This window comes from Vibrio aquimaris (assembly GCF_009363415.1).
GTDB classification, from domain to species: domain Bacteria; phylum Pseudomonadota; class Gammaproteobacteria; order Enterobacterales; family Vibrionaceae; genus Vibrio; species Vibrio aquimaris.
This window is the reverse complement of the sequence record NZ_CP045351.1, coordinates 250,070-270,013: the sequence shown is the minus strand read 5'-3', so window position 1 is coordinate 270,013 and position 19,944 is coordinate 250,070. Positions and strand designations below refer to the sequence as shown.

The following is a 19,944-nucleotide window of genomic DNA, read 5'->3' as shown; positions in this document are numbered from 1 at the left end:
CGCCCCTTTCACTTAGGTTACTTAAGCTTCATTTCCAAATGTTCGACCATAAATTTAGTAAAGCGTGCTGCTTCACCACCAGTACAAGCCCTGTGATCAAAGGTCACTGATAGTGGCATAGCTTTCACTGCAACAGCCTCATTGTTTCTCATCACCACCTTTTCTATGATGCGTCCTGCACCAACAATGGCCACTTGAGGTGGAGAAACGACAGGAGTGGCATAAAGCCCCGCGATTGCACCAAAGTTAGACACGGTAATGGTTGCGTGCTGTAACTGTTCACGGCCGATTTTGCGGTCACGTATTCCAGCTACGGTGTCATTAAGCCATGACCGAATATCGGCTGTTTTCACTTCGTGGGCATTGCGAAGCACAGGAACATACAGCCCGTGGCTACTGTCTACAGCGATGCCAATATTCACTGCACTGTGAACACAACGCGTCATTGTTTCAGCATCAAACCATGCGTTCAGAGCAGGCTCTTTTTGACAGGCATGAACGACAGCCTGAATCAAACGTCCCGAAATGTCTTCGCCCTTCACCCAGTTTTCTAAAAGTGCTTCTTCTGTAATCGTTACTGAAGCCACATTATGATGAGACTCAGACATGGTGCCAACCATGGTTCGGCGAGCACCTTTAAGCACTTCAGTTCCAGGCTGCTGTTTTCCAGCCTCTTCATAAATATCGGCGTCGGTGATCATGCCGTCGTGTCCGCTGCCTTTAATTTTAAGTAAATCGACACCTAACTTCTTAGCCAGAAGCCTTGCAGAGGGCATAGCTGTGATCGGCGAGTCATCATCAGTATTGCGAGAGGCACCGATCCAAAAATCATCAACATCGACTTTGTGGGTTTGATTAGAAACGTTACCCACAACGGTTGCAGCGTCTTTTTGTTTCTCTTTACTGCTCTCAGTAGCACCTTCTTCTTCGATTTCGAGTAAAAGGCTACCAATGTTGATCACATCACCTTCTTCGCCATGGCGGCTAACAATTTTACCACTATATGGAGCGGGGACATCGACTACAGCTTTGGCTGTCTCAACCGTCAAAATAATTTGGTCTAGCTTGACCATATCTCCTACATTAACATGCCATTGCACAATTTCTGACTCGGCAAGTCCTTCACCAAGATCTGGTAGTAAAAACGATCTCATTTCCAATCCTCCATGAGCTCTTTCGCTGCAATAACAATGTCTTCTTCTTGAATCATAAAATAATCTTCATTTCGGTAATATGGCATTACCGTATCCATGCCTGTCACTCGTTTCGGTGGCGCTTTGAGCTTACACATAGACTGTTCGGCAACACGTGTAATGATTTCGGCGCCAACACCACAGCTTCTACTTGCCTCATGAACGACGAGCAAACGCCCAGTTTTGCTGAGTGATTTGAAGATAGTATCCATATCAATCGGCTTTATACTGGCTAAATCAATTACTTCTGCCTCTATGCCTTGTTCTGAAAGTTGTTGAGCCGCTTGCAACGATTCAACAACAGATGCTCCCCAAGTGACAAGTGTGAGGTCTCTACCTTTACGTAGTGTAAAACATGTATCTATAGGTAGGGCTTCACCATTATCAATCACATTCGATTTTACTGTTCGGTAGATCCTTTTGGGTTCGAAGAACATCACAGGATCATTGCTTCGAATTGCGCCAAGAAGTAAACCGTATGCACGCTGCGGTGATGAAGGGATAACGACTCTAAAGCCAGGAATATGAGCAAAGATTGCTTCAATACTTTCTGAATGGTGCTCTGGAGCATGGATACCCCCGCCAAACGGTGCTCGGAATACAGCAGGGCATGATAAGCGGCCGCGTGTTCTGTTACGCATTCTAGCGGCATGGCAGATGAGGTGTTCTAAAGCTGGAAACACGAATCCTTGGAATTGGAACTCAGCAACAGGTCTCAGCCCTTGTGTTGCCATACCGACACTGACACCACCGATCAGCGCTTCCGCCAATGGCGTATCAATAACACGTTTAAAGCCAAATTTATCTTTAAGCCCAACGGTGGCTCTAAATACGCCGCCGTTATCACCAACATCTTCACCTAACACTATAACATTGTTGTCTTTAGACATTTCATGGTGCAGAGCAAGGTTGACCGCTTCAACGAGTGTAATCTCAGACATGTTTTCCTCCCTGCATACGCATTGCTTTAGTTATGAGTTCGTCACGCTGTTTGTTAAGTTCTGAAACAGGCGACTCATAAAGATAATCAAATGCAGCTTCAGGTGCCTGAGGCGGGAGGTTCAGGTAACGTTCTACAGCTTTTTCAACTTCGACTTTTGCGCTTTCTAGTAGGGTTTGTTCGTCTTCTTCAGACCAATGCCCTTGCTCCGTCAAATACGTTTTGAGCCTTTTAATTGGCTCATATTGCCAAGCTTGGTTTAATTCATCTTTACTTCTATAGCGCGTTGCATCGTCGGCTGTTGTATGGTCGCTTAGACGGTAACTCACTGCTTCAATAAGAGTCGCGCCTTTGCCTTTTCTTGCCCTATGTAAAGCGGTTTGGACTGCATCGTACATAGCGATAACGTCGTTACCATCCACTGTGATACCAGGGATACCTGCGCCTTTTGCTTTCTCCGATAGAAAATCAGCAGCGCATTGCAGCGCTCTTGGAACTGAGATCGCCCATTGGTTGTTATTGACAACAAATACCAGAGGTATGTTCCACGTCCCAGCACAGTTGATGGATTCAAGAAAATCGCCTTTTGAAGTGGCGCCATCGCCGCAAGTGACTAGCGCTGCGTTGTGGTCTCCAGCAATCTTAAGAGCAGACGCAACACCTACGGCATGAGTACATTGTGTAGCGATAGGTACACAATAAGGCAAATCGCGACACTCGATTTCACTATTTTCAAAAGTGAAATCGCTACCTCGCTCATCACCACCCCAGTACTGAAGGTTTTTTTCCATACCAATTCCTCGAACCCACATAGCAGGCATATCTCGGTAGTATGGGATGAAAACATCCTGGGGTTTCATTGCGTGACCTATGGCAATACCAAAGGCTTCTGCGCCAAGATGCGAAGGGTAGGTACCTAGCTTTCCGGTTCGTTGTAATGCGACAGCTTTGTTGTCGTAGGTGCGTGCGACTACCATGTCGCGATAGAACTTTTTCAGTGTTGTAACATCAGCCCACTCAGGTAGTGGTTTGACGACTTGGCCATGTTGGTCGATAAATCGATTCATGGGTAATGCCTGAACGTTCATCTCAAGCTCCTTATTGTGCTGCATTCTTTGGCAGCAATTGATTAACATCCTCCTGATGTGGCCATTTTAAATATTCTGAGTTTTCTCTCAAATTGAAATACTATTCTAAATAACCGGATAAAGTTGTTGTTAAGTACTGATATATTGTTCTTATCCAGTTTTGAATGTTGGCAACATCAGTTGGGTTAAGTGTAACTAAATTGTTAAATATTGCCTCCTATAGAATGGGTAACGAGAGTAAACTAATCCTTACAAAGTTAAAAAAACAGATGAAAGTGCTGGTTTTTTTATCGCTCACAGACTGGATACGAAAAGATCCACTAATGATGAAGCAAAAAAAAATAGAATATTATCTGGTTTTTTTTGTAAAAAGCGCCAAGAAAAGTCATTTAATGTAGAAAAATTAGAGTCATAGCGGCGTTAGGTACCATTGTTTAGCACGAGTATGAAGTATGGTATCCGTGGTTTAATAAAGAGATTACCTCTGGGCACTAGCTTAAAGATGCTATATATAAACTTAGATAATGCAAGGGTATTAAGTTATAATAATGTCATTGAAATGTTTAACGTCACTTTGTCTAGGCCTATCATAAAAAACAGCGGACATGGATTTCTGCATAAGGGCTGAGTATGAGAATTGCCACAAAAATTGTTCTTGCTTCGACTTTACTGTGTAGCGTGGTTGTTGTAGCGACTGGCTCGTTCGTAGGATGGAGAGCGGCATTGCTGTCAGAGCAAGCGTTATACCAGAGGGCTATGAGCCAACTTACGTCCATCAGAGAAAATAAAAAAAGTGAAATAGAGAACTATTTTCAGCAGATTAGAGGACAAATCGTTACGGTTGCTAATTCAATTGGTGTTAAAGATGCCATGCTCGCTTTCTCTGACGCATTTGAAAACTATCCGATTGAGCGAGTCAGCGATGCGGATTTAGGTAAGTTGTCTGACTATTATTCCTCTGGTTTCGGCGCGACATATTTAAGCTCTAACGGCGGTCAATCTGCAAATGAGCTACAGGTTTTAGCCAAACTTCCAGCGAGAGCAAAAGCACTTCAAGCGCGCTATATTGGGGTCAATCCTAATCCGCTTGGTGACAAACACCAGTTAATGGCCGATTCTTTAGGCACCCAGTATGATGAGGTCCATCAAAAATATCATCCAAGTATCAAAGGATTTCTCGAAGAATTTGGCTACTATGACATTTTTCTTGTTGATACAAATGGTAATATCGTTTACTCGGTTTTCAAGGAGTTAGATTACGCCACTAACCTAAACTCTGGTCCTTATGCGTCGACTGGCATTGCCAAGGCATATAAACAGGCTCTGAATATTGGCCCTTCACAATATTACTTAGAAGACTTTTCGCCTTACTTTCCATCCTATGAAGCGGCAGCTTCATTTATTGCCACTCCTGTAGTAATAGATGGAAAAACACAAGGTGTTTTAATATTCCAAATGCCTGTCGATAGAATAAATAAAATCATGACCTTCGGAGAAAATTGGCAATATGCTGGTTTAGGTAAAACCGGTGAGACGTATTTAGTAGGGCCAGATGAATTATTAAGAAGTGAATCTCGCTTTTTAATCGAGGCGCCCGAACAGTATTTCTCTAAACTCAAAGCGCTCGGTGTGCCAGCGGAAACTCTTGATCAAATAAAAGGAAAATCTTCCGCCATCGGCCGTTACAAAATTGGTAGCGATAGTGTTAAAGCTGCGCTGAGTGGAGAGAGTGGTACCGATGTCGCTATGGGCGAGATTGGCGTTGAGGTTTTATCAGTCTATTCGCCTCTTGATGCCGCTGGTCTGAAGTGGGCGATTGTCACTGAGATTGAAAAAGCTGAGGCACTATCTGATCTGCAAGTCTTGGTAAATGCAGGTATCATCACTGTCGTTATTAGTATCGTTATAGGGGTTATTGCAGCGATATCAGTCTCTTATTTTCTTGGAAGAAGTATTGCTCGGCCAATTAGCAAAGCGAGTAATAAAATCCAAAGTATCAGTAGAGACAATGATCTTACTGAGCGTCTTGATGAAAATGGTAAAGATGAGATGACGGACTTGGCGATATCGCTTAATTCCTTATTTGCGCATCTTCAAGATATCATACGCAAATTTGCCCAAGCCACTGATAATCTGAATAACAATATCCATAGCATGAGTGGAAATATGAACAGTACTCGTTTGGCGGCAAATGCTCAAAATGAGCGTGCTGAAACGGTTGCTGCTGCCATAAATCAAATGGCGCACTCAATTTCGGAAGTCGCTGAATTTGCCAGTCGCGCGGCAGAGTTTGTTAAAAATGCAAACGATACGGGTAGTAAAGGTGTAGGTGTTGGAAGAAACTTGGGAGTGGAAATATCCCAGCTTAATGAAGAGATGCGGACGGCTGTTGATGCAATTAGCCGTCTAGATAATGAGAGTAACTCCATTGCAGAAGTTTTGGATGTGATACAAGGAATTGCGGAGCAAACTAATTTGCTGGCACTTAATGCCGCTATTGAGGCAGCTCGGGCCGGAGAACAAGGTCGAGGTTTTGCGGTAGTAGCAGACGAAGTACGTAATCTTGCCGGAAGAACCCAATCTTCGACAGAAGAAATCAGAGAGAAAATCGAATCTTTGCAAAAAGAAACAGGTGATGTCTCGACGAGCATAACTAATGCCAACGAAACGGTGTCAAAAGGTGTGGAAACCTGTGACACAAACGCTCAGATGCTCGAGCAAATAGTGACTATGTTGAATGACCTTAATGAAATGAATGTGCAAATAGCGGCTGCTACAGACGAGCAACAATCAGTAACAAGCCAAATTACAGACAGTATTACATCTATTGCCGATTCCTCATCAGAAGTGTCGAATCAGGTTGGTGATGTGGATGACATTCTTAAAGGCTTATCATCTCAAGCTGAGCAATTAAATTCAGAAGTATCACAATTCAAGTATTAGCTGGGGGCAATTCAGTGAAAAGAGGAAAATTTGTTCGAACTGATTGCCTAATATTCCGCTAAGGTTGGTTTTTAACCATCTGAATAAAAAAGATAAAAATTTTGTTGACCTGACATCACAATAGGTTAAAGTACGCCTCGTTCCAGCGGCACAGCCCGCTGAGATGGTGTTACCATCGCATGATTGCGTTGCCCTGGTGGTGGAATTGGTAGACACAAGGGATTTAAAATCCCTCGGCGTTCGCGCTGTGCCGGTTCAAGTCCGGCCCGGGGCACCATCTAAAGTTTCCGTGCGGAAAAGAGACACAATGTAAGGCGCGTTGGCAGAGTGGCTATGCAGCGGATTGCAAATCCGTGGACCTCGGTTCGACTCCGGGACGCGCCTCCATTACTACTAGACTAGCCACATATCCCATCAACCGTTAGTTTCAGTTTGCCTTTAGAAAATCCTGAACAAGCTAAATTTTAATCATTCCTTCTTAATTTAGACACAGACAAATCCAATTTCTCTTCATAATTGGGGTGATATTCTTAGTCAACAACGACACTAGAAATCAATCTGACTTTTCATATAGTGCTTAAAGAATTTAGCACTGGGCCATAGAAAAAGCGGGAAAATGTTATTGAGCAATGATTCATCGAAAATTTGCGGATGAATCATTGCTCCATTTAGATTAGAAAGAGACAGTTCAACTTATTCTCCGGCTACCACATGATTTTTGAACTTTAAGCTTGCAGCAAGCATATATAGACACGTTGCAAGCAAGATAGAGAACAAATATCCCAGTAAAGAGTGTTCTTGAGACATATAATGGTCAGCAATAACAGGGCCTAATACTGAGCCTATGCTATAGCTAAACAACATTACTTGAGTTGCTGATACTATGTATTTTGCCTCTAGATTGTCACAGCTAAGGTTGATGGCGATTGGATACAAAGCAAAGGCGGCCATACCAAGCAAAAATAGCCCTGATGCCATTAAGCGCATATCGTCATCAAACATAACCAAGCTAACCGCCAGAGTACCTAGTAGACAGAAAAACGCCATTAATAGTGTACGGCCTAAATATTTCGACATCCAAGGCACCACCGGCTGCACCAACATCCCGCCGAGTATGATAAGCGCCATCAGTGAGCCTATATCGGAGTTTTCAATTCCCTGATCTGCAAGCTCAAGTGGCATCATGCCATATATAGCCCCTATAACAAGCCCTGATACTATGCTACCAATAATGGCGGCATGACTGAGCTTTAAAATTTGCTTAGCCGTTAAATGTGCAATGGACTCGGACTGAGGCTGCTCACATCGTCCAAATAAAACAACAGTAATAGACGAGCAAACCAAGACGCCAATGATGAGAAAAGGCACATACCCACCGACATCCACATAGCTGATCCCCAATTGTCCAATTGCGCTGCCACCATAAAGCGCCGCCATATACAAACCAAGACGTTTAGCGCGAATAGACGGAGAGCCTTGCAGCAACCAAGATTCTACGACGACAAAGATACCAGCTACAGAAAAGCCTGCCACAAGACGAGCGACTAACCAGACCGATGAATGTGTCAAGATCGGCATAACTAGACTTGTAATGGCAAATACTGCCAAACACAGGCCTAGTGTATGCTTGTGACCCAAGCGACTCACTATAGGCTCAATAATGATCGCTCCAAGCAAAAGACCAACATAAAACACACTTGCTAGCCAACTCGCTAATGAGCTGTCCAGCCCATAGTAAGGTAGCATAAGTGGGATCAGACTCATTAAATAGCCTGAAGCTACCGCATAAAGAGCCAGCGCAATAACAGGGGTTGAAATGCGAGCTTTTGCTGCAGGAGCAAGAATGTTTTCCAATGTCGTCGCCTCTTAATATAAGTCATAGTTAATAAATTTGGCGCGAATATGAGGTTATTTGTGCTTTGGGTAAAACGAAAAATTTTGGTCGTTTCGATAAAAATTTTTTTTCGAAGCGTTTTATGATTCAAAACAAAGAAAAGACCGTATCAATTAAACTTAATTTGCCCTTCTCTAGGATAAACTCTGGTGTTTTTAACTTCTCATAAGCCTCACTAACTCATTGCTTATAATGATTTTTAGGCAGTGTTTAATTTTAACAGTCGACTCTTTCACAACCTTTGGGCAGCATTATTGTTGGAATGCTTCTAATCTTGTGTCTAGATGCTAGGTTTGTCTGACTTGCAGTAACTATTTTTACAAATCGAGTGTTTTTTTTGTTCGCTGGTCGTAATTTCAGCCACATCAGATGATGTGACTCGTGTCCAAAACGTCAAAATTCTTAATAAATCCGGCACTTTACCTATTAATTTGGTAAGAATGACAGCCGCCTTTCTTGTAGAATACCCCTCAGAGTTTGTCTTGTTTTTAAGCACCTAGGTGTACCGGTATCTGATGGATGGACAAACAATGAATAGGGCTAGGTCGCGCTGACTGAATCCCCATAAGCGAATATTGCCCGCTTAAGGTGATAGCTATGTTTTGGAGTAAGTAATGAGATTAAGTTGTCGGTTTATTTTGGCGAATCAGCTCAAGCCTGAGCACCTGTCCTATATTGTGTTACCAGAAAAAGTGCCGTGGCAAATGCGAGGTTATAAACGGGCCAGTGAGATCCACGCCTTGTTGCCGGCTTTTTTGCAGCGTTCTCTTGAGCCTTATAAAAAACGAGATGTAGCCTCATACCTTGAACGATTAAAAGGGGAACTCAAAAAAGGCCAGTCGGTGGCGCTTTCCATGTCTCCTCATTCTTCGCCTGTGTCGGCACCCCAATTAAGCAGCATGCCACTTTTAGCAAAAAAAGTCGCAGAGCTTCAAGAGGCGCCCGTCACTTACAGAAAAGCAAACTACGCGCCAATTACCGATAATACAACGCTCGCACCCACTATTACCTATGTCCCCACCCAGCCGACCCCAGAGCATAAAATCGTGGTTGAATTCGCTGGACAATGGAACAACACACCAGCTTATTTGTCCCTGGGTCAGACCAGTAAGCAAAACAATGCTAAGGCCAGCCCAAAGCGCGATAGGGAAACGTCTCACCGAAGTCTTGCTACTTTTAAGGGATTAGAAACTGATAGCAGAAGTTTGTATCTCAACATTCCCTGCTCAGGATTCGCACCGATCCAGCTTAAGTTAGCTGATGATATTGAGCCTGTAGAAAAAGAGGCTCAAATGGGCGAATGGGATAACGTACTCATCCCTGTTTTGCCCGTTGTTAAGAACAGCAGTGGTATGGCCCTGCGTGATAAAGGCTATATCTATATCGTTTGGAACAACAAGGTATGGCGAGAGTTAGCCATTCAGCCCAACGGCTATTTTCGTGATATAAACCTTGACTACTATCAGCAGAAAGAACTTACTTTCCGCCACCTTAATATTGATCTAAGTACAGTACTTAACGATCATCATTATGGCTCGGAGCCATTTGAGATCAAACAAAATGGCAAAGTGGTGTGTCGCAGTGAGCTGTCTGAAAATGAAACCGAGCGTGTGTTTGGTTTAGTCGAAAAAGAGGTTGAACTTGTCTTCCCCCATTTAGACCTAGAGCCGATAACCTTAAAGACCCTGCCAAGCCCACACAGAGTCGATCAAGGCAATCAACGAAAGCCCGATGGGGTGCCATTGCCACACATTTGGGTTCCCTACAAACTCAAAGGTGAGGTGCAAGATTCGTTGTTTTTACACTACAGCGAACAAGCGCTAAGTAATGACCAAGTCATGGATCTTGAGGCAGACCCTGCCTCTTGCGCGATACCGCTCAGTGAGCTGAGTCAATACAGTGAGAGCCAAGTCTTTTCGGAGTCAGGAGACAAGGTTCTATGTTTGTCGCATCCGGCCCAAGGCGCAAGTGGAGGCGCATTACTTGACGCTCAGCACAAAACCAATATTGCAGGGGTTAATATGCCTAATTCCGGTGGACTGGTGATTGAGTATCGTAAAGAGCTGATCGCGGATGAAACCGATGATTTCTTTGAGTTGAAAAATAGTGAATTTGAGTGGTCTTCACGCGCGTATTTTCGCTCTGCGGCAACCAATGAGCAAGGCAATTTGCTGCTAAGGTTTGCCGCGCCGCCTCCTGAAGTCAAACAGGTGGATATTTTACGGGCAGCCCACAGCGATCATGGTCGCGGCGCCCAGCACTACGTATTAGTCGAAGCCAATGTGCCGGTTTCTGAACTTACAGGATAACAACAATGAACAAATGGTTGATCGGTTTGATCTTAGCCGCCCAGTTGGTTGGGTGCGGCGCTGAATCTGACCAAGAAAACACGCCGCCTCGTCAATATACCAAACAAGAATTGTATCCCGATCGCCACTATGTGACGGAAAACAATTGGTATGAAATGGTAGACAGCGAAAAAAATCACTTTACCGATGGTAAGGATCGCAGCCAAATTCAACCTTTTCCCAAATATTATATTTATCGTGCTAAAGAGTGGCCAAGAGAAGATCTCAATGATGTCAGCTCGTATGATTTGCCTCGGGTTCAATTTTACTGGGCCAATATGGGCGATAAAAACGACCCTATGTACAGCGCCTATGAAGGGCAAACCAAAATCTGGAGCATGAAAACCGATGGCACTGATTTGCGCTTGGTGCTGGATAATATGACCAGTGATGGCTATGGGAAAATGGTACGCTCGCCAGATAACCGCTACCTTGCGTATGGCAATGGTCGAGAAAAACGGGTGTACGATTTAAAAACCGGTCAGACTTATTCATTGGCCGATAATTATGGTGTGCCGCGTTTTGCTTGGACCGAAGACAGCAAAACACTGTACTTTACCGATACTAAAGACCTTATTTATAAATGGGATATTGAAACCAAACAAGTAGTGCCGTCCGATCTTCCAATGACGGATACCAATGTGTTTTATCAAGGTAACCTATACTCAGTAAAACATTTTGGAGTAATAAAGTATGCAGGGCTTTCGAACCAAAAGATGAAACAAGTCTCTTGGGGTAAAGAGCTAAGTGTCGCTGATGCCCGATCGTTGGACCGTTCTATTAGCCCCACGGGTAAATATGCATGGGCTATCAATAGAACACATCTTTTTAAAGTTGATATGGAGAAAGGAACGGCGCAAATGATTAAATCGGGCATGATGCCTTATATTTTAGGCCTTAATGGCCGTTTTGGTGGCAGCAAGCATATGACCACCTTTGCCGTAAGAGACTATCAAACCGATAAAGAATGGGAATGGCGGCCATTGGGTATGAACCGAACCATAGAGCATAATAGTTTGTATAATGCGTTTGCCAATAATGGTCTCTGGTTTAAGGAGGCGAAGTAATGGTTAAGCAATATACCGATGAGTACTTTCTATTTGGTACTTACTTTAAACAGTATAGAAATGATGACGATCAGATGGTTTTTGATGATTGGCATCAATCCGCTGACCTCACCACTGAAGACTCGCTTAACGGGAAAATTCGCCCCATCCCTTATGCGCCGGTCATGGTTAATGCAATAACTGGAGTCGATAATCGCCAGCTTTGGGCCAGCAATCAAATTGGTAAACTGATGAATTTAGGCCTTGGCCAGCCAAGTAGCGATGTTCTAGTCCCTGAGCCGCAAAACCAGCAAATGGCCGATACCACAGACCTAATCCTATTGCACCATGGCTCGCGGGTAACCAGCCTAAATAGTCAAGATTATGAGCTGAGCTTTCCGCCAGTTAAACTGCTGGCGCATTTAATCAGTGATACCGCCATTTCAGTCACTCAGTTAGGCGGCGCGCTAAAATCCTTGGCAAAAGAAGTGTTGCCAACACATCAGGGTGTAAGCTTTACCCCAACCCAAATCTTACCAAGCCAGCTTGCCCCTGCCTATCAAGCCAGCGTTGGCAGCCCCCTAACCGAGGAGCAGAAGGCGTATAATCACTGGCGCGAAGAAAAAATGGCCGCGCCAGAGACGCCGATTAAGGGCTTTGTGGTGCCTAGCTATCATACGCTGGCCGTGGTATTTAGTGACCCACTGTATAAAGGCGCCGAGGTGTCGCTGATTCGGCCAATCGACGATATTGATGCTGAAAATCCAGATGCTGCCACTGAAGAGCTGGTGGCGAGTGCATGGGTAGTGAAAACAGCCAAAGAGGGCAGTCAAGACTATTTGCCGTGCGCCTTATTTAATCTTGACCCTGAAGAGATAGACACTGGCTTTTACCTGCTGCGCATTAAATTTTGGCAAAAAGAGTATGAGCAAATAAATCAAGGCGCTAAGCTTCCAGATAGCGTCACCAAAAGTAACCTCAGCCATGACTTTCGCAAAAAAAATGTCACAGATGATAAACCTCAAGATGTTTACTCCTATGAGCTGCATGAACGCTTGGTGTTTCGCGCCAACGGTGGGCTGGGTAAAATTGCCCATGTGTGCGGCGATATGCTGTCGCTTGAAGAGTTGATCATCCATCAGTTTCCTAATCAACTGCCAGAATATAAAGACTACGCCAGCGAAGGTCAGTTTTATCAGGCCGATGCGGTGGCGGGTATTGGCGCATTTTCGCTTTCCACTCAAGCGATCAAAACCTATGAGTCGCTGGCAAGCGATGTGAGCCTAATGGATGGCCTTGCGTTTATTGAGGCACCGGCTGAAATTGCCGCCACCATAGGCAGTGCGTTTAAAGATAATATCGACCAAGAGTTTATCCCTGATATTGCGCTTGCGGGCATCGCCTTTAGAGAAGCGGTATCGGCCAATCGCGAGGCGTTTAAAACGTGGAACCAAGCCCAGAATATCTCTAGGCGAGGTCTTACCTTTGAAAAAACGCTGGCGCTGATTTTTAAAAAGAAGGTAGTCGATGGCGCGTACCTAAAGCGTGAGCTAGAAGCGTTGAAAGCCCTCTACCAAAACAAAGAGTACACCCGAGTGATAGGGCGGTTGTCTCAATCATGGGGGCAGCTCATCTCCAAAGGAGTGCCGGCTGTCAATACTGTGGCTGAGGTGATGACGTTTTATAATGATTATCAAAGCTTTTCTGAAATGAAAGACAGCGCTGACAGTGCGTTTAAACAGCTAGAGCAGTTGTCGCAAAGTTACTTACAGCAAGTGACTTTTGTGCGCAAATCAGACCAAAAAACCAAATGGCAGAGTAAAGCTGAATCCTTGCAAGAGCAGCTTGGAGAGCAGGCGCGTATTCGCGTCGATAAGCAAGGCATTGCGGTCAATCTTAACTTCCAATTTAACTCGGCTGAGGTCAGTAATCAGCAGCATCCCCTGAACAGTGATTTTGACAGCCTTTGTGAGAAGTTGTGCCACTTGTTAGAAGCGAATCTAAGTTATCAGGTGGTGATTGAGGGCCACGCAGGGCCAATAGGCAGTGAGAAAAACAATCAAAAGCTGTCTAAGTGGCGAGCGCAACACGTCACCGAAAAAATAGTCAGTTATGCCCAAGATAGCCAAGCGCTCGAAAAACGCATTCATTATGTCTATTTTGGCAGTACGCGCCGTTACTACGACGATGAAAGCCAATATCAAGACCACGATGACCGCTCCGACAGTGCAGATATTGCCATTGACCGCCGAGTAGAAGTGCGTTTGGTGGTCCCTGATTTTGCCGTGTCTTTACCCCCAAGTCGCACAGGCACGCTCAAACTAGAGAGCTTGCATCAGCTATGGCAGGGCTACTTGATAGACGCAGACAAACAGCAAGGTGACATGCTGCAATCGGCGATTGGTGCGCTGTGCGGTATCGCTATGTTTACCCCGCTTGCGCCGGCGGCAGGGGCCTATTTTATCGGCTCAACCGGCTTGGATGTGTTAGACACCGCCTTCACCTTGCTCGATGAAATGAATAGTTCAAGAGTGTACACCTCGTTTAAAGAGGCGTTTGAGAAGAAAAGTGAACTTAAGACACTGGGTAAAATCAACCGCAACATCATTCAGCAATATCTTAACATCAATGAAAAGATTGAAGCCCAAGAACTCAATGCCGAGCAATTGGCCGACCATCTAGACAATCAAGACTTGCCAAAAGAGCTGTTAAAGCGTTTTCTTCTCAGAGCCTATGCCATCAATAGCTTGGTTGAGCTGTTGGCGCGTATCCGTTTAAAAGAAACGTTCAACCCTTTTACAACGCGTGGCAGCATTGTTAAAGATTACCAACTTAACCATTTCATTGAAACCTATGTGATGAATGACAACTGGGAAATTCCCGAGCATAATTACAATACGCTCGCGCACAATTGGCTCAATCGTTTCTCTTCGTCATCACATCGCCGCGACCCTTATTATGTTAGTAAAAGGAGCATCAGCGGCGCATTTCATACCGGCTTTCCTGTCCAAACCGCCATTTACCTCGACAAAGGCGAAAAAGCGCTGGAGAAATTCAGTAAGGACTTTGATATGTCTAAGCCCGATTTAACGGCGGCGGATGTGGGCTTTAGCCGCCTATTGGTGTTTGATGACGAGACTAACGCTTGGCTGTCTCATGCCGATTGGCTCGATCAGCAACGCAATTTAAATAAACCGAGCGCTGGGAAAATAGGGCCGTTTACAAGGGTTAAAATTCAGGTATTGCTCACCGCAGCGGCCTCAGAAGACAGTAAAACGCTCTTTCACTGCGACCTCTCTTATGAGGTGTCTCGCTTGTTGTTTGATATTGAAGGCCCTTCATACAGTTTGCTGATGGGGCCAAAGCAGCAAAGCGATTTTACCTTACAAGACAGCCAGCTTGAGGACTATTTTGCCAAACAGGGCAAGGAGACTTTAACGGGGTTTGAATTTGAGCCGACCTATTGGTTTGGCGCACTAGAGATACCAGGGATAAAACCCTTATACCAAACCAACCTTATCGAGGATATTCGCTCCCTTACCGATGAAAACGGGGCGTTTGATTTGTGGGTTGAAAGTAATGGCGCTCACCAGTTGGAATACTTGTTTAAGCTCAACGGTAAGATTGTTCTTGCAACAAGGCCGGATACACAAGTTCTCACCTTAACGCGCGAAGTGCCCGCAAGAGATGCCCGTTTTGACTATGGCGTGTTTGACGAATCACAAAGTAAAGCCTTGTATGATGGCCAGCACATGCAGAAGGTACGCCTAAAAGGGTCCGATCTCTTGATTGAGGACTTTATTACCAGCCCATCGGTTAACCAAAGAGAAAACACCCCTGCGATTGTGGGTGGCGACTTGATAGTGCTCCCTGCGCTGAGAGTCGGCTCTGAGCTGAAGTTCTTCAAGCAAGGCACCCGCAGTTCAATGTCGCTTGATCAAGGTATTGCTTTTGATAGCGATAGCTTCGATTGGTCGAAAGAAACACCCTCATCCTTATATGTTGCCGTGATCTCTGACGAGTTTGAGAAAGAGACCTATCAAACCATGCATCTTGATCCTATGAGTGTCCCTGTGGAAATGCAGCTTGGCGGGCTTGATAAATGTGCGGGGCCGAAAATGGCCAGTCGAATGCATTACGTCGGTCAGGCTGAGGTTGGGATAGAGCGGCCTGCAACTAGCCCTTATGAAACGCCAAGTTATATGATGACGTGGAAACAAAGTGAGCCAGAGGACAATGAAGCTTTAGAGGCCGATCTTGTCAGCTTTGCAAGTCAGGCACTAGAGCAAATCAGCCAAGAACGTGAAGAGCTAAAAGACAGGCTCATAGACTGCGGTGATAAATTTGTTCATGTGATGAAATTTGACCTTGCTTACGTTGCGCCAAACGGTCGAAAACTCAATGGGCTGCGTCCTTTTGGTGACATAGTGTCACAGGGTGGCTTAACACGTTCAGAAATTACCCTGCTCAGTGTGGCTCAGCGCGATGTTGCGACAGAGTTTGAGCTGGAAATACAGCCAATAGCGCTTCCGGCGTCAAAGTCACTCGTTGCTGGTATGCCATGGTCGCAAAGTGTTGAGCGCGAGCAGATATACAATGAATCCGCCGCCCGTCACTGGCGCACCCTTACCGACGAGCAAAAACGCAGCGAATGGCTAGAAAATTGGATCACCAAACAAACCATTTCACTCGAAGCCCCCGTCGCCGAGCTTAAGGTTTAAACCTCCAAAATAAGATGGTAGAAACCTAGACCCAAAGCCGCATCTCAGTTGAGATGCGGCTTTGTCCATTTTTAAACTTATGACCGTTTACTAAATAGCTACACCATCTACGAAATTAAATCACGGCTGTGATAATAACTCCTGCTTCACTCTTTTATAATTCTGATGGGTTTGAGCAGAGTCTGATAGTATAGTCCAAAATTGATCATTGGATGATGACATTACGGATGTGAGTGCAATATCAGTAACTGCTTGTGTCATTGAATCAGCTGTTTTAACTTTATTAAATTCAGGGTGAAACTGAAGTAAGATTGCAGGTGCTGATCCCGGATATTTTATTTCGGAAGCTTTAACAGTTCCCTCATATGTTATAATAGGATCCAAATATTCATTAGCTCCATTATTTTCGGGAACGGCTTGGTGGTGAGCAACGGCACTAATGAGTGGATTTTGCAATACTTTACCATATAACCCTGCTTTTTCTTTACTATTAGGTCTAAATCTTTGAATGCCCTTATGCCCCTTTATGTGTTGTTTTATCTGTGCGCCAAAATAGACATTTGTCATCTGATACCCTCGGCAAATAGCCATGAGTGGAATACCTTTATTTATAGCTTGATCTATAATTGAAAGCTCAAGTATTGAACGACGATAATCCCCACCCCAAGAGTTTTTCTCATGATCTTCTTTGCCATACAATGAAGCGGGTATATCCTCTCCTCCAGGAAGATAAAAGGCATTAATATGTTTTGATATGTTAGTAGACTTTCCTAAAATTTTATTTATTTCAGGATAGGTATCAGGGTTTTCTTTTGCTAATTCTAATAATTGTTTAGGAATTGGGGTACCACTATTATTTTCTGACCTTATTTTAACAAGTAATTTACTAACTTCACTGTTAACATTCTCTGGAATAATTTTTTGTGGTTGTACTGAAATACGTAGAGGTATTATATTCGCTTCTCTAGCCATTTTCATGTAAGCTTTTGGAGTTGTAACCCCTCGAACTTCAGCATAAACAGGGATTATAGCTAAAGGTTTACTAATAGTAGCAGTATTTTTTACTTTTTCTGTTACAACGAATTTGTCTAAGTTATTAAAAAAATAACAGTCTCTTAAATTACTTTCAATAATATGGGAGTCATTGATTTCAGCATCTAGGAAGTGAGACCCAGGAGCTGTTATGTTTTTAAAATGACAACCTTTTACTTGTGAGTCCTCGAAACTAGTACTAATTATATCACTACTTCTAAAGTGGCAATTAGTTATCCGTGACGCTGTAAACATTAATTCACGCATTTTGCATTTATTAAAGTGACAGTTTTTTATAGAGGAATTTTCAAATGATGCGTTAAGAAGCTTACAATATGAAAATCTGACATTAGATAAGTTAGATTGGGTAAAGTGACTCCAACTAAACTTACATTGATGAAAGGTAATATCATTAATATTTATGTTTTTGAGTAAATTAGTATCTATAAAGTTTATTTTTTCAATTGTTGTTGAGTATCCGTTTTTTATCAGTAGCTGTCCTAGGTCTACTCTTTCGCCGTTATTGCTACATGATTCTTTTTCAATTAGTTTAATTAGCTCATTTTTTTTTATTTTTTTATTGTCTAAATAAGAAGGTTCAACCTTATTTTTTGATTCAAACAATAGTGATGTTGGAGAATATTTTCTATCTCTCATAGCTATTTTAACATCTGATTTTCTTGATATACTGGGCGTTTCTTCAAGAGAGTTACGAAGCTTACTCTCTATAATATCTAATTCATCACTATTAAAACTAATTAAAAATTTATCATTTATAAAATCTTTTGTTAATAATTTTTCTCTTTTCAATAAATTCTTTCCAAAAAGCTTTTCCTGTGATGGGGTTAGTCGATCAACTAAACTTTGAATAGACTTGATCTTGATAGACAAAGAAGTATTTAACTCACCAGATTCCAAAGTTGGATATTCTCTATATTTAGAATTAGTGGCTGCTATAGAAGATTTAAGCACTGTAGGGACTCTCTTTTTAATGACTTTTCTGTCACTTATAATAGCCACATACCCCTATGAAAAAAAGTTACTTAACCTGAGATTTTGTTAAGCCAGAACTTAGATAAATCTAACAGAACAAGAAACGATCAATTAATTCCTAGCTATATTCAATTTTTTATCCAAAACTCAGTTTAATTATGAATTTTACAAGAGAGAAAAAACCATTGATATTCAATCAATTATAGATAAGTTAATTCAGGATTCTGAAATCGATTTTTCTTCTCAAACCAAGGAGTGACAAGGGCTGAGCTAATGTTCACGGACAAATCGGTCTTTTAGTTAATTACCCCCTCTATCGGAAAACCATCAAGCAGTGTGCTTGAACATTTCCCGCATTTGGGGCTTTCAGATACTCTTTTCGTTGGGATTCGATTCATACTTTGGCAAGAAGGGCAGCGTGTATTAAATGTTGACATGATTGTTTTCTCGTTAGTTTTCTACACAAGTGTGACGTTGATTTTATCAATGAGGTGACACAGAAGATAGTCGCTAGTTATACTTTGAAAATACAAATATTCCAACCGACTATGTTGGCTATCTAACACAATAAAAATAAAGGTTTCGAATGACTACAACATACGCAGAAATTACTGGCTGGGGTAAGTGCCTTCCGCCCTCTATACTCTCCAACCAAGATTTAGGTACTTTTCTTGATACCTCAGATGAGTGGATTCGAACCAGAACAGGGATTGAGAATCGTAGAATTAGTCATGTCGACACTTCAGAACTTGCCACGGTTGCGGCAAAACATGCCGTCGCATGTGCTGGTTTGGACATCAATGATATCGATCTTCTTATTATCGCAACCTGTTCACCAGACTCTCTTATTCCTAATATGGCATCTAAGGTGTCACAAAACTTAGGAATGGAAGGGACAATGGCGTTTGATCTAAACGCTGCGTGTACCGGCTTTCTTTATGGTTTAGAAACAGCAACAAAGATGATGCAATCGGGAAGTTACCGTCATGCCTTGGTGATTGGTGCCGAGCGACTGTCATTTTTTATTGACTGGTCCATGCGAGAAACCGCCGTGTTATTTGGTGATGGAGCGGGGGCTGTTGTACTGAGTCAATCAGAAAGCGCGGTGGGTTTACAAAATGCGCAGCTCGGCTGTGACTCTCAAGGTAGAGACATACTGTCGGTGCCTAAATTTGGCAGTTCAATGAACCGTTTTGCTGCCGATAATGGATACTGGGAATTCAATTTCATCGGAAAAGAGATTTTTAAGCGAGCCGTCAAAGGCATGGGGGCAGCAGCCCATAATGTGTTAGAAAGAAGTCAGTTATCGACAAAAGACGTAGACTTGGTTATTCCTCATCAGGCGAACATACGTATTATTCAAACCCTGTGTGACTTATCCGGTATTGGGCAAGACAAGGCATTTATCAATATTCAAAAGTATGGTAACACGTCAGCGGCGACCATTCCTATTGCGTTATGCGAAGCGCTAGAGCAAGGGCGCATTAAAGCCGATGACAATATGTTACTAGCAGCTTTTGGCGCAGGGTTAACTTGGGGAGCAGCACATGTTAAATGGGGGAGTCGAATCACGCCAATAGGTGCCAGTGACGCGGCATTGCCAGAGTGTGATAAACCAGTGCTTGAGTTGATCGATGAGGCGGTTAATTTCTGCAAGAAACATACTACTTACTGATCACCTAACCCTTACTAGTGAATTGGCGTGTCGAGATGATATGATGCGCCTTGAGCTATTTAAATGAATCT

The 19,944-nt window shown here is 43.4% G+C and carries 10 protein-coding genes, 2 tRNA genes and 1 pseudogene; 7 read left to right on the top strand and 6 right to left on the bottom strand.

Going from position 1 to position 19,944, the window contains the following annotated elements; all coding sequences use genetic code 11:
• Positions 1-17 precede the first annotated feature (17 nt).
• The 3 genes from FIV01_RS15780 to pdhA are packed head-to-tail and all read right to left on the bottom strand — an operon-like array spanning position 18 to position 3,221.
• On the bottom strand, positions 18-1,154 hold the full coding sequence (locus tag FIV01_RS15780) for a dihydrolipoamide acetyltransferase family protein (RefSeq protein ID WP_172971861.1): 1,137 nt from the start codon (positions 1,152-1,154) through the stop codon (positions 18-20).
• Positions 1,151-2,134 carry an alpha-ketoacid dehydrogenase subunit beta gene (locus tag FIV01_RS15775; protein WP_152431956.1) on the bottom strand — a complete coding sequence of 328 codons (984 nt, stop codon included), beginning with the start codon at positions 2,132-2,134 and terminating at the stop codon, positions 1,151-1,153. The genes FIV01_RS15780 and FIV01_RS15775 overlap by 4 nt, the downstream gene beginning before the upstream one ends.
• Positions 2,127-3,221, bottom strand: a complete 1,095-nt coding sequence (gene pdhA / locus FIV01_RS15770) for a pyruvate dehydrogenase (acetyl-transferring) E1 component subunit alpha (protein WP_152431955.1) — start codon at positions 3,219-3,221, stop codon at positions 2,127-2,129. The genes FIV01_RS15775 and pdhA overlap by 8 nt, the downstream gene beginning before the upstream one ends.
• A gap of 630 nt (positions 3,222-3,851) precedes the next feature.
• Between pdhA and FIV01_RS15765 the strand changes: the two genes are divergently transcribed.
• The 3 genes from FIV01_RS15765 (at position 3,852) to FIV01_RS15755 (ending at position 6,551) form a co-directional block, all read left to right on the top strand.
• Positions 3,852-6,164 (top strand): methyl-accepting chemotaxis protein, encoded by a 2,313-nt coding sequence (locus FIV01_RS15765; RefSeq protein ID WP_152431954.1) that lies wholly within the window; start codon positions 3,852-3,854, stop codon positions 6,162-6,164.
• Between the two features lie 190 nt (positions 6,165-6,354).
• A tRNA-Leu gene (locus FIV01_RS15760) sits at positions 6,355-6,441 on the top strand.
• Positions 6,442-6,477: 36 nt separating this feature from the next.
• Positions 6,478-6,551 (top strand) — tRNA-Cys (locus FIV01_RS15755).
• 306 nt (positions 6,552-6,857) lie between these two features.
• Here the strand turns inward: FIV01_RS15755 and FIV01_RS15750 are convergent.
• Entirely contained in the window at positions 6,858-8,018 is a 1,161-nt protein-coding gene (locus tag FIV01_RS15750; RefSeq protein ID WP_152431953.1) for an MFS transporter, read from the bottom strand.
• 654 nt (positions 8,019-8,672) lie between these two features.
• On the opposite strand from FIV01_RS15750, the gene FIV01_RS15745 reads away from it, so the two are divergent.
• From FIV01_RS15745 to FIV01_RS15735, 3 genes are read left to right on the top strand one after another with little or no spacing between them, the layout of a single operon-like run.
• Positions 8,673-10,367, top strand: coding sequence for a hypothetical protein (locus FIV01_RS15745; protein ID WP_152431952.1), 1,695 nt, complete (start codon positions 8,673-8,675; stop codon positions 10,365-10,367).
• Positions 10,368-10,372: 5 nt separating this feature from the next.
• Positions 10,373-11,473 carry a TolB family protein gene (locus FIV01_RS15740; protein ID WP_152431951.1) on the top strand — a complete coding sequence of 367 codons (1,101 nt, stop codon included), beginning with the start codon at positions 10,373-10,375 and terminating at the stop codon, positions 11,471-11,473.
• Positions 11,473-16,173: an OmpA family protein gene (locus FIV01_RS15735; RefSeq protein WP_152431950.1), complete on the top strand. Its 4,701-nt coding sequence runs from the start codon at positions 11,473-11,475 to the stop codon at positions 16,171-16,173. Before FIV01_RS15740 ends, FIV01_RS15735 begins: the two co-directional genes overlap by 1 nt.
• A gap of 120 nt (positions 16,174-16,293) precedes the next feature.
• On the opposite strand, the gene FIV01_RS15730 is transcribed toward FIV01_RS15735, so the two are convergent.
• Both FIV01_RS15730 and FIV01_RS15725 read right to left on the bottom strand, forming a co-directional pair.
• The gene (locus FIV01_RS15730) at positions 16,294-18,225 is read right to left on the bottom strand and encodes a gamma-glutamyl-gamma-aminobutyrate hydrolase family protein (protein ID WP_152431949.1); all 1,932 of its coding nucleotides are present in this window, start codon (positions 18,223-18,225) and stop codon (positions 16,294-16,296) included.
• Between the two features lie 281 nt (positions 18,226-18,506).
• Positions 18,507-18,635, bottom strand: a pseudogene (locus FIV01_RS15725) (thioredoxin TrxC); the annotation flags it as partial.
• Positions 18,636-18,784: 149 nt separating this feature from the next.
• On the opposite strand from FIV01_RS15725, the gene FIV01_RS15720 reads away from it, so the two are divergent.
• Positions 18,785-19,873 carry a ketoacyl-ACP synthase III gene (locus FIV01_RS15720; RefSeq protein WP_152431948.1) on the top strand — a complete coding sequence of 363 codons (1,089 nt, stop codon included), beginning with the start codon at positions 18,785-18,787 and terminating at the stop codon, positions 19,871-19,873.
• The last annotated feature ends 71 nt before the right edge of the window (positions 19,874-19,944 follow it).

Coding starts and splice junctions, on each gene's coding strand:
- FIV01_RS15780 (WP_172971861.1), bottom strand. CDS start 1,154: ATGAGATCGTTTTTACTACCAGATCTTGGTGAAGGACTTGCCGAGTCA.
- FIV01_RS15775 (WP_152431956.1), bottom strand. CDS start 2,134: ATGTCTGAGATTACACTCGTTGAAGCGGTCAACCTTGCTCTGCACCAT.
- pdhA (WP_152431955.1), bottom strand. CDS start 3,221: ATGAACGTTCAGGCATTACCCATGAATCGATTTATCGACCAACATGGC.
- FIV01_RS15765 (WP_152431954.1), top strand. CDS start 3,852: ATGAGAATTGCCACAAAAATTGTTCTTGCTTCGACTTTACTGTGTAGC.
- FIV01_RS15745 (WP_152431952.1), top strand. CDS start 8,673: ATGAGATTAAGTTGTCGGTTTATTTTGGCGAATCAGCTCAAGCCTGAG.
- FIV01_RS15740 (WP_152431951.1), top strand. CDS start 10,373: ATGAACAAATGGTTGATCGGTTTGATCTTAGCCGCCCAGTTGGTTGGG.
- FIV01_RS15735 (WP_152431950.1), top strand. CDS start 11,473: ATGGTTAAGCAATATACCGATGAGTACTTTCTATTTGGTACTTACTTT.
- FIV01_RS15720 (WP_152431948.1), top strand. CDS start 18,785: ATGACTACAACATACGCAGAAATTACTGGCTGGGGTAAGTGCCTTCCG.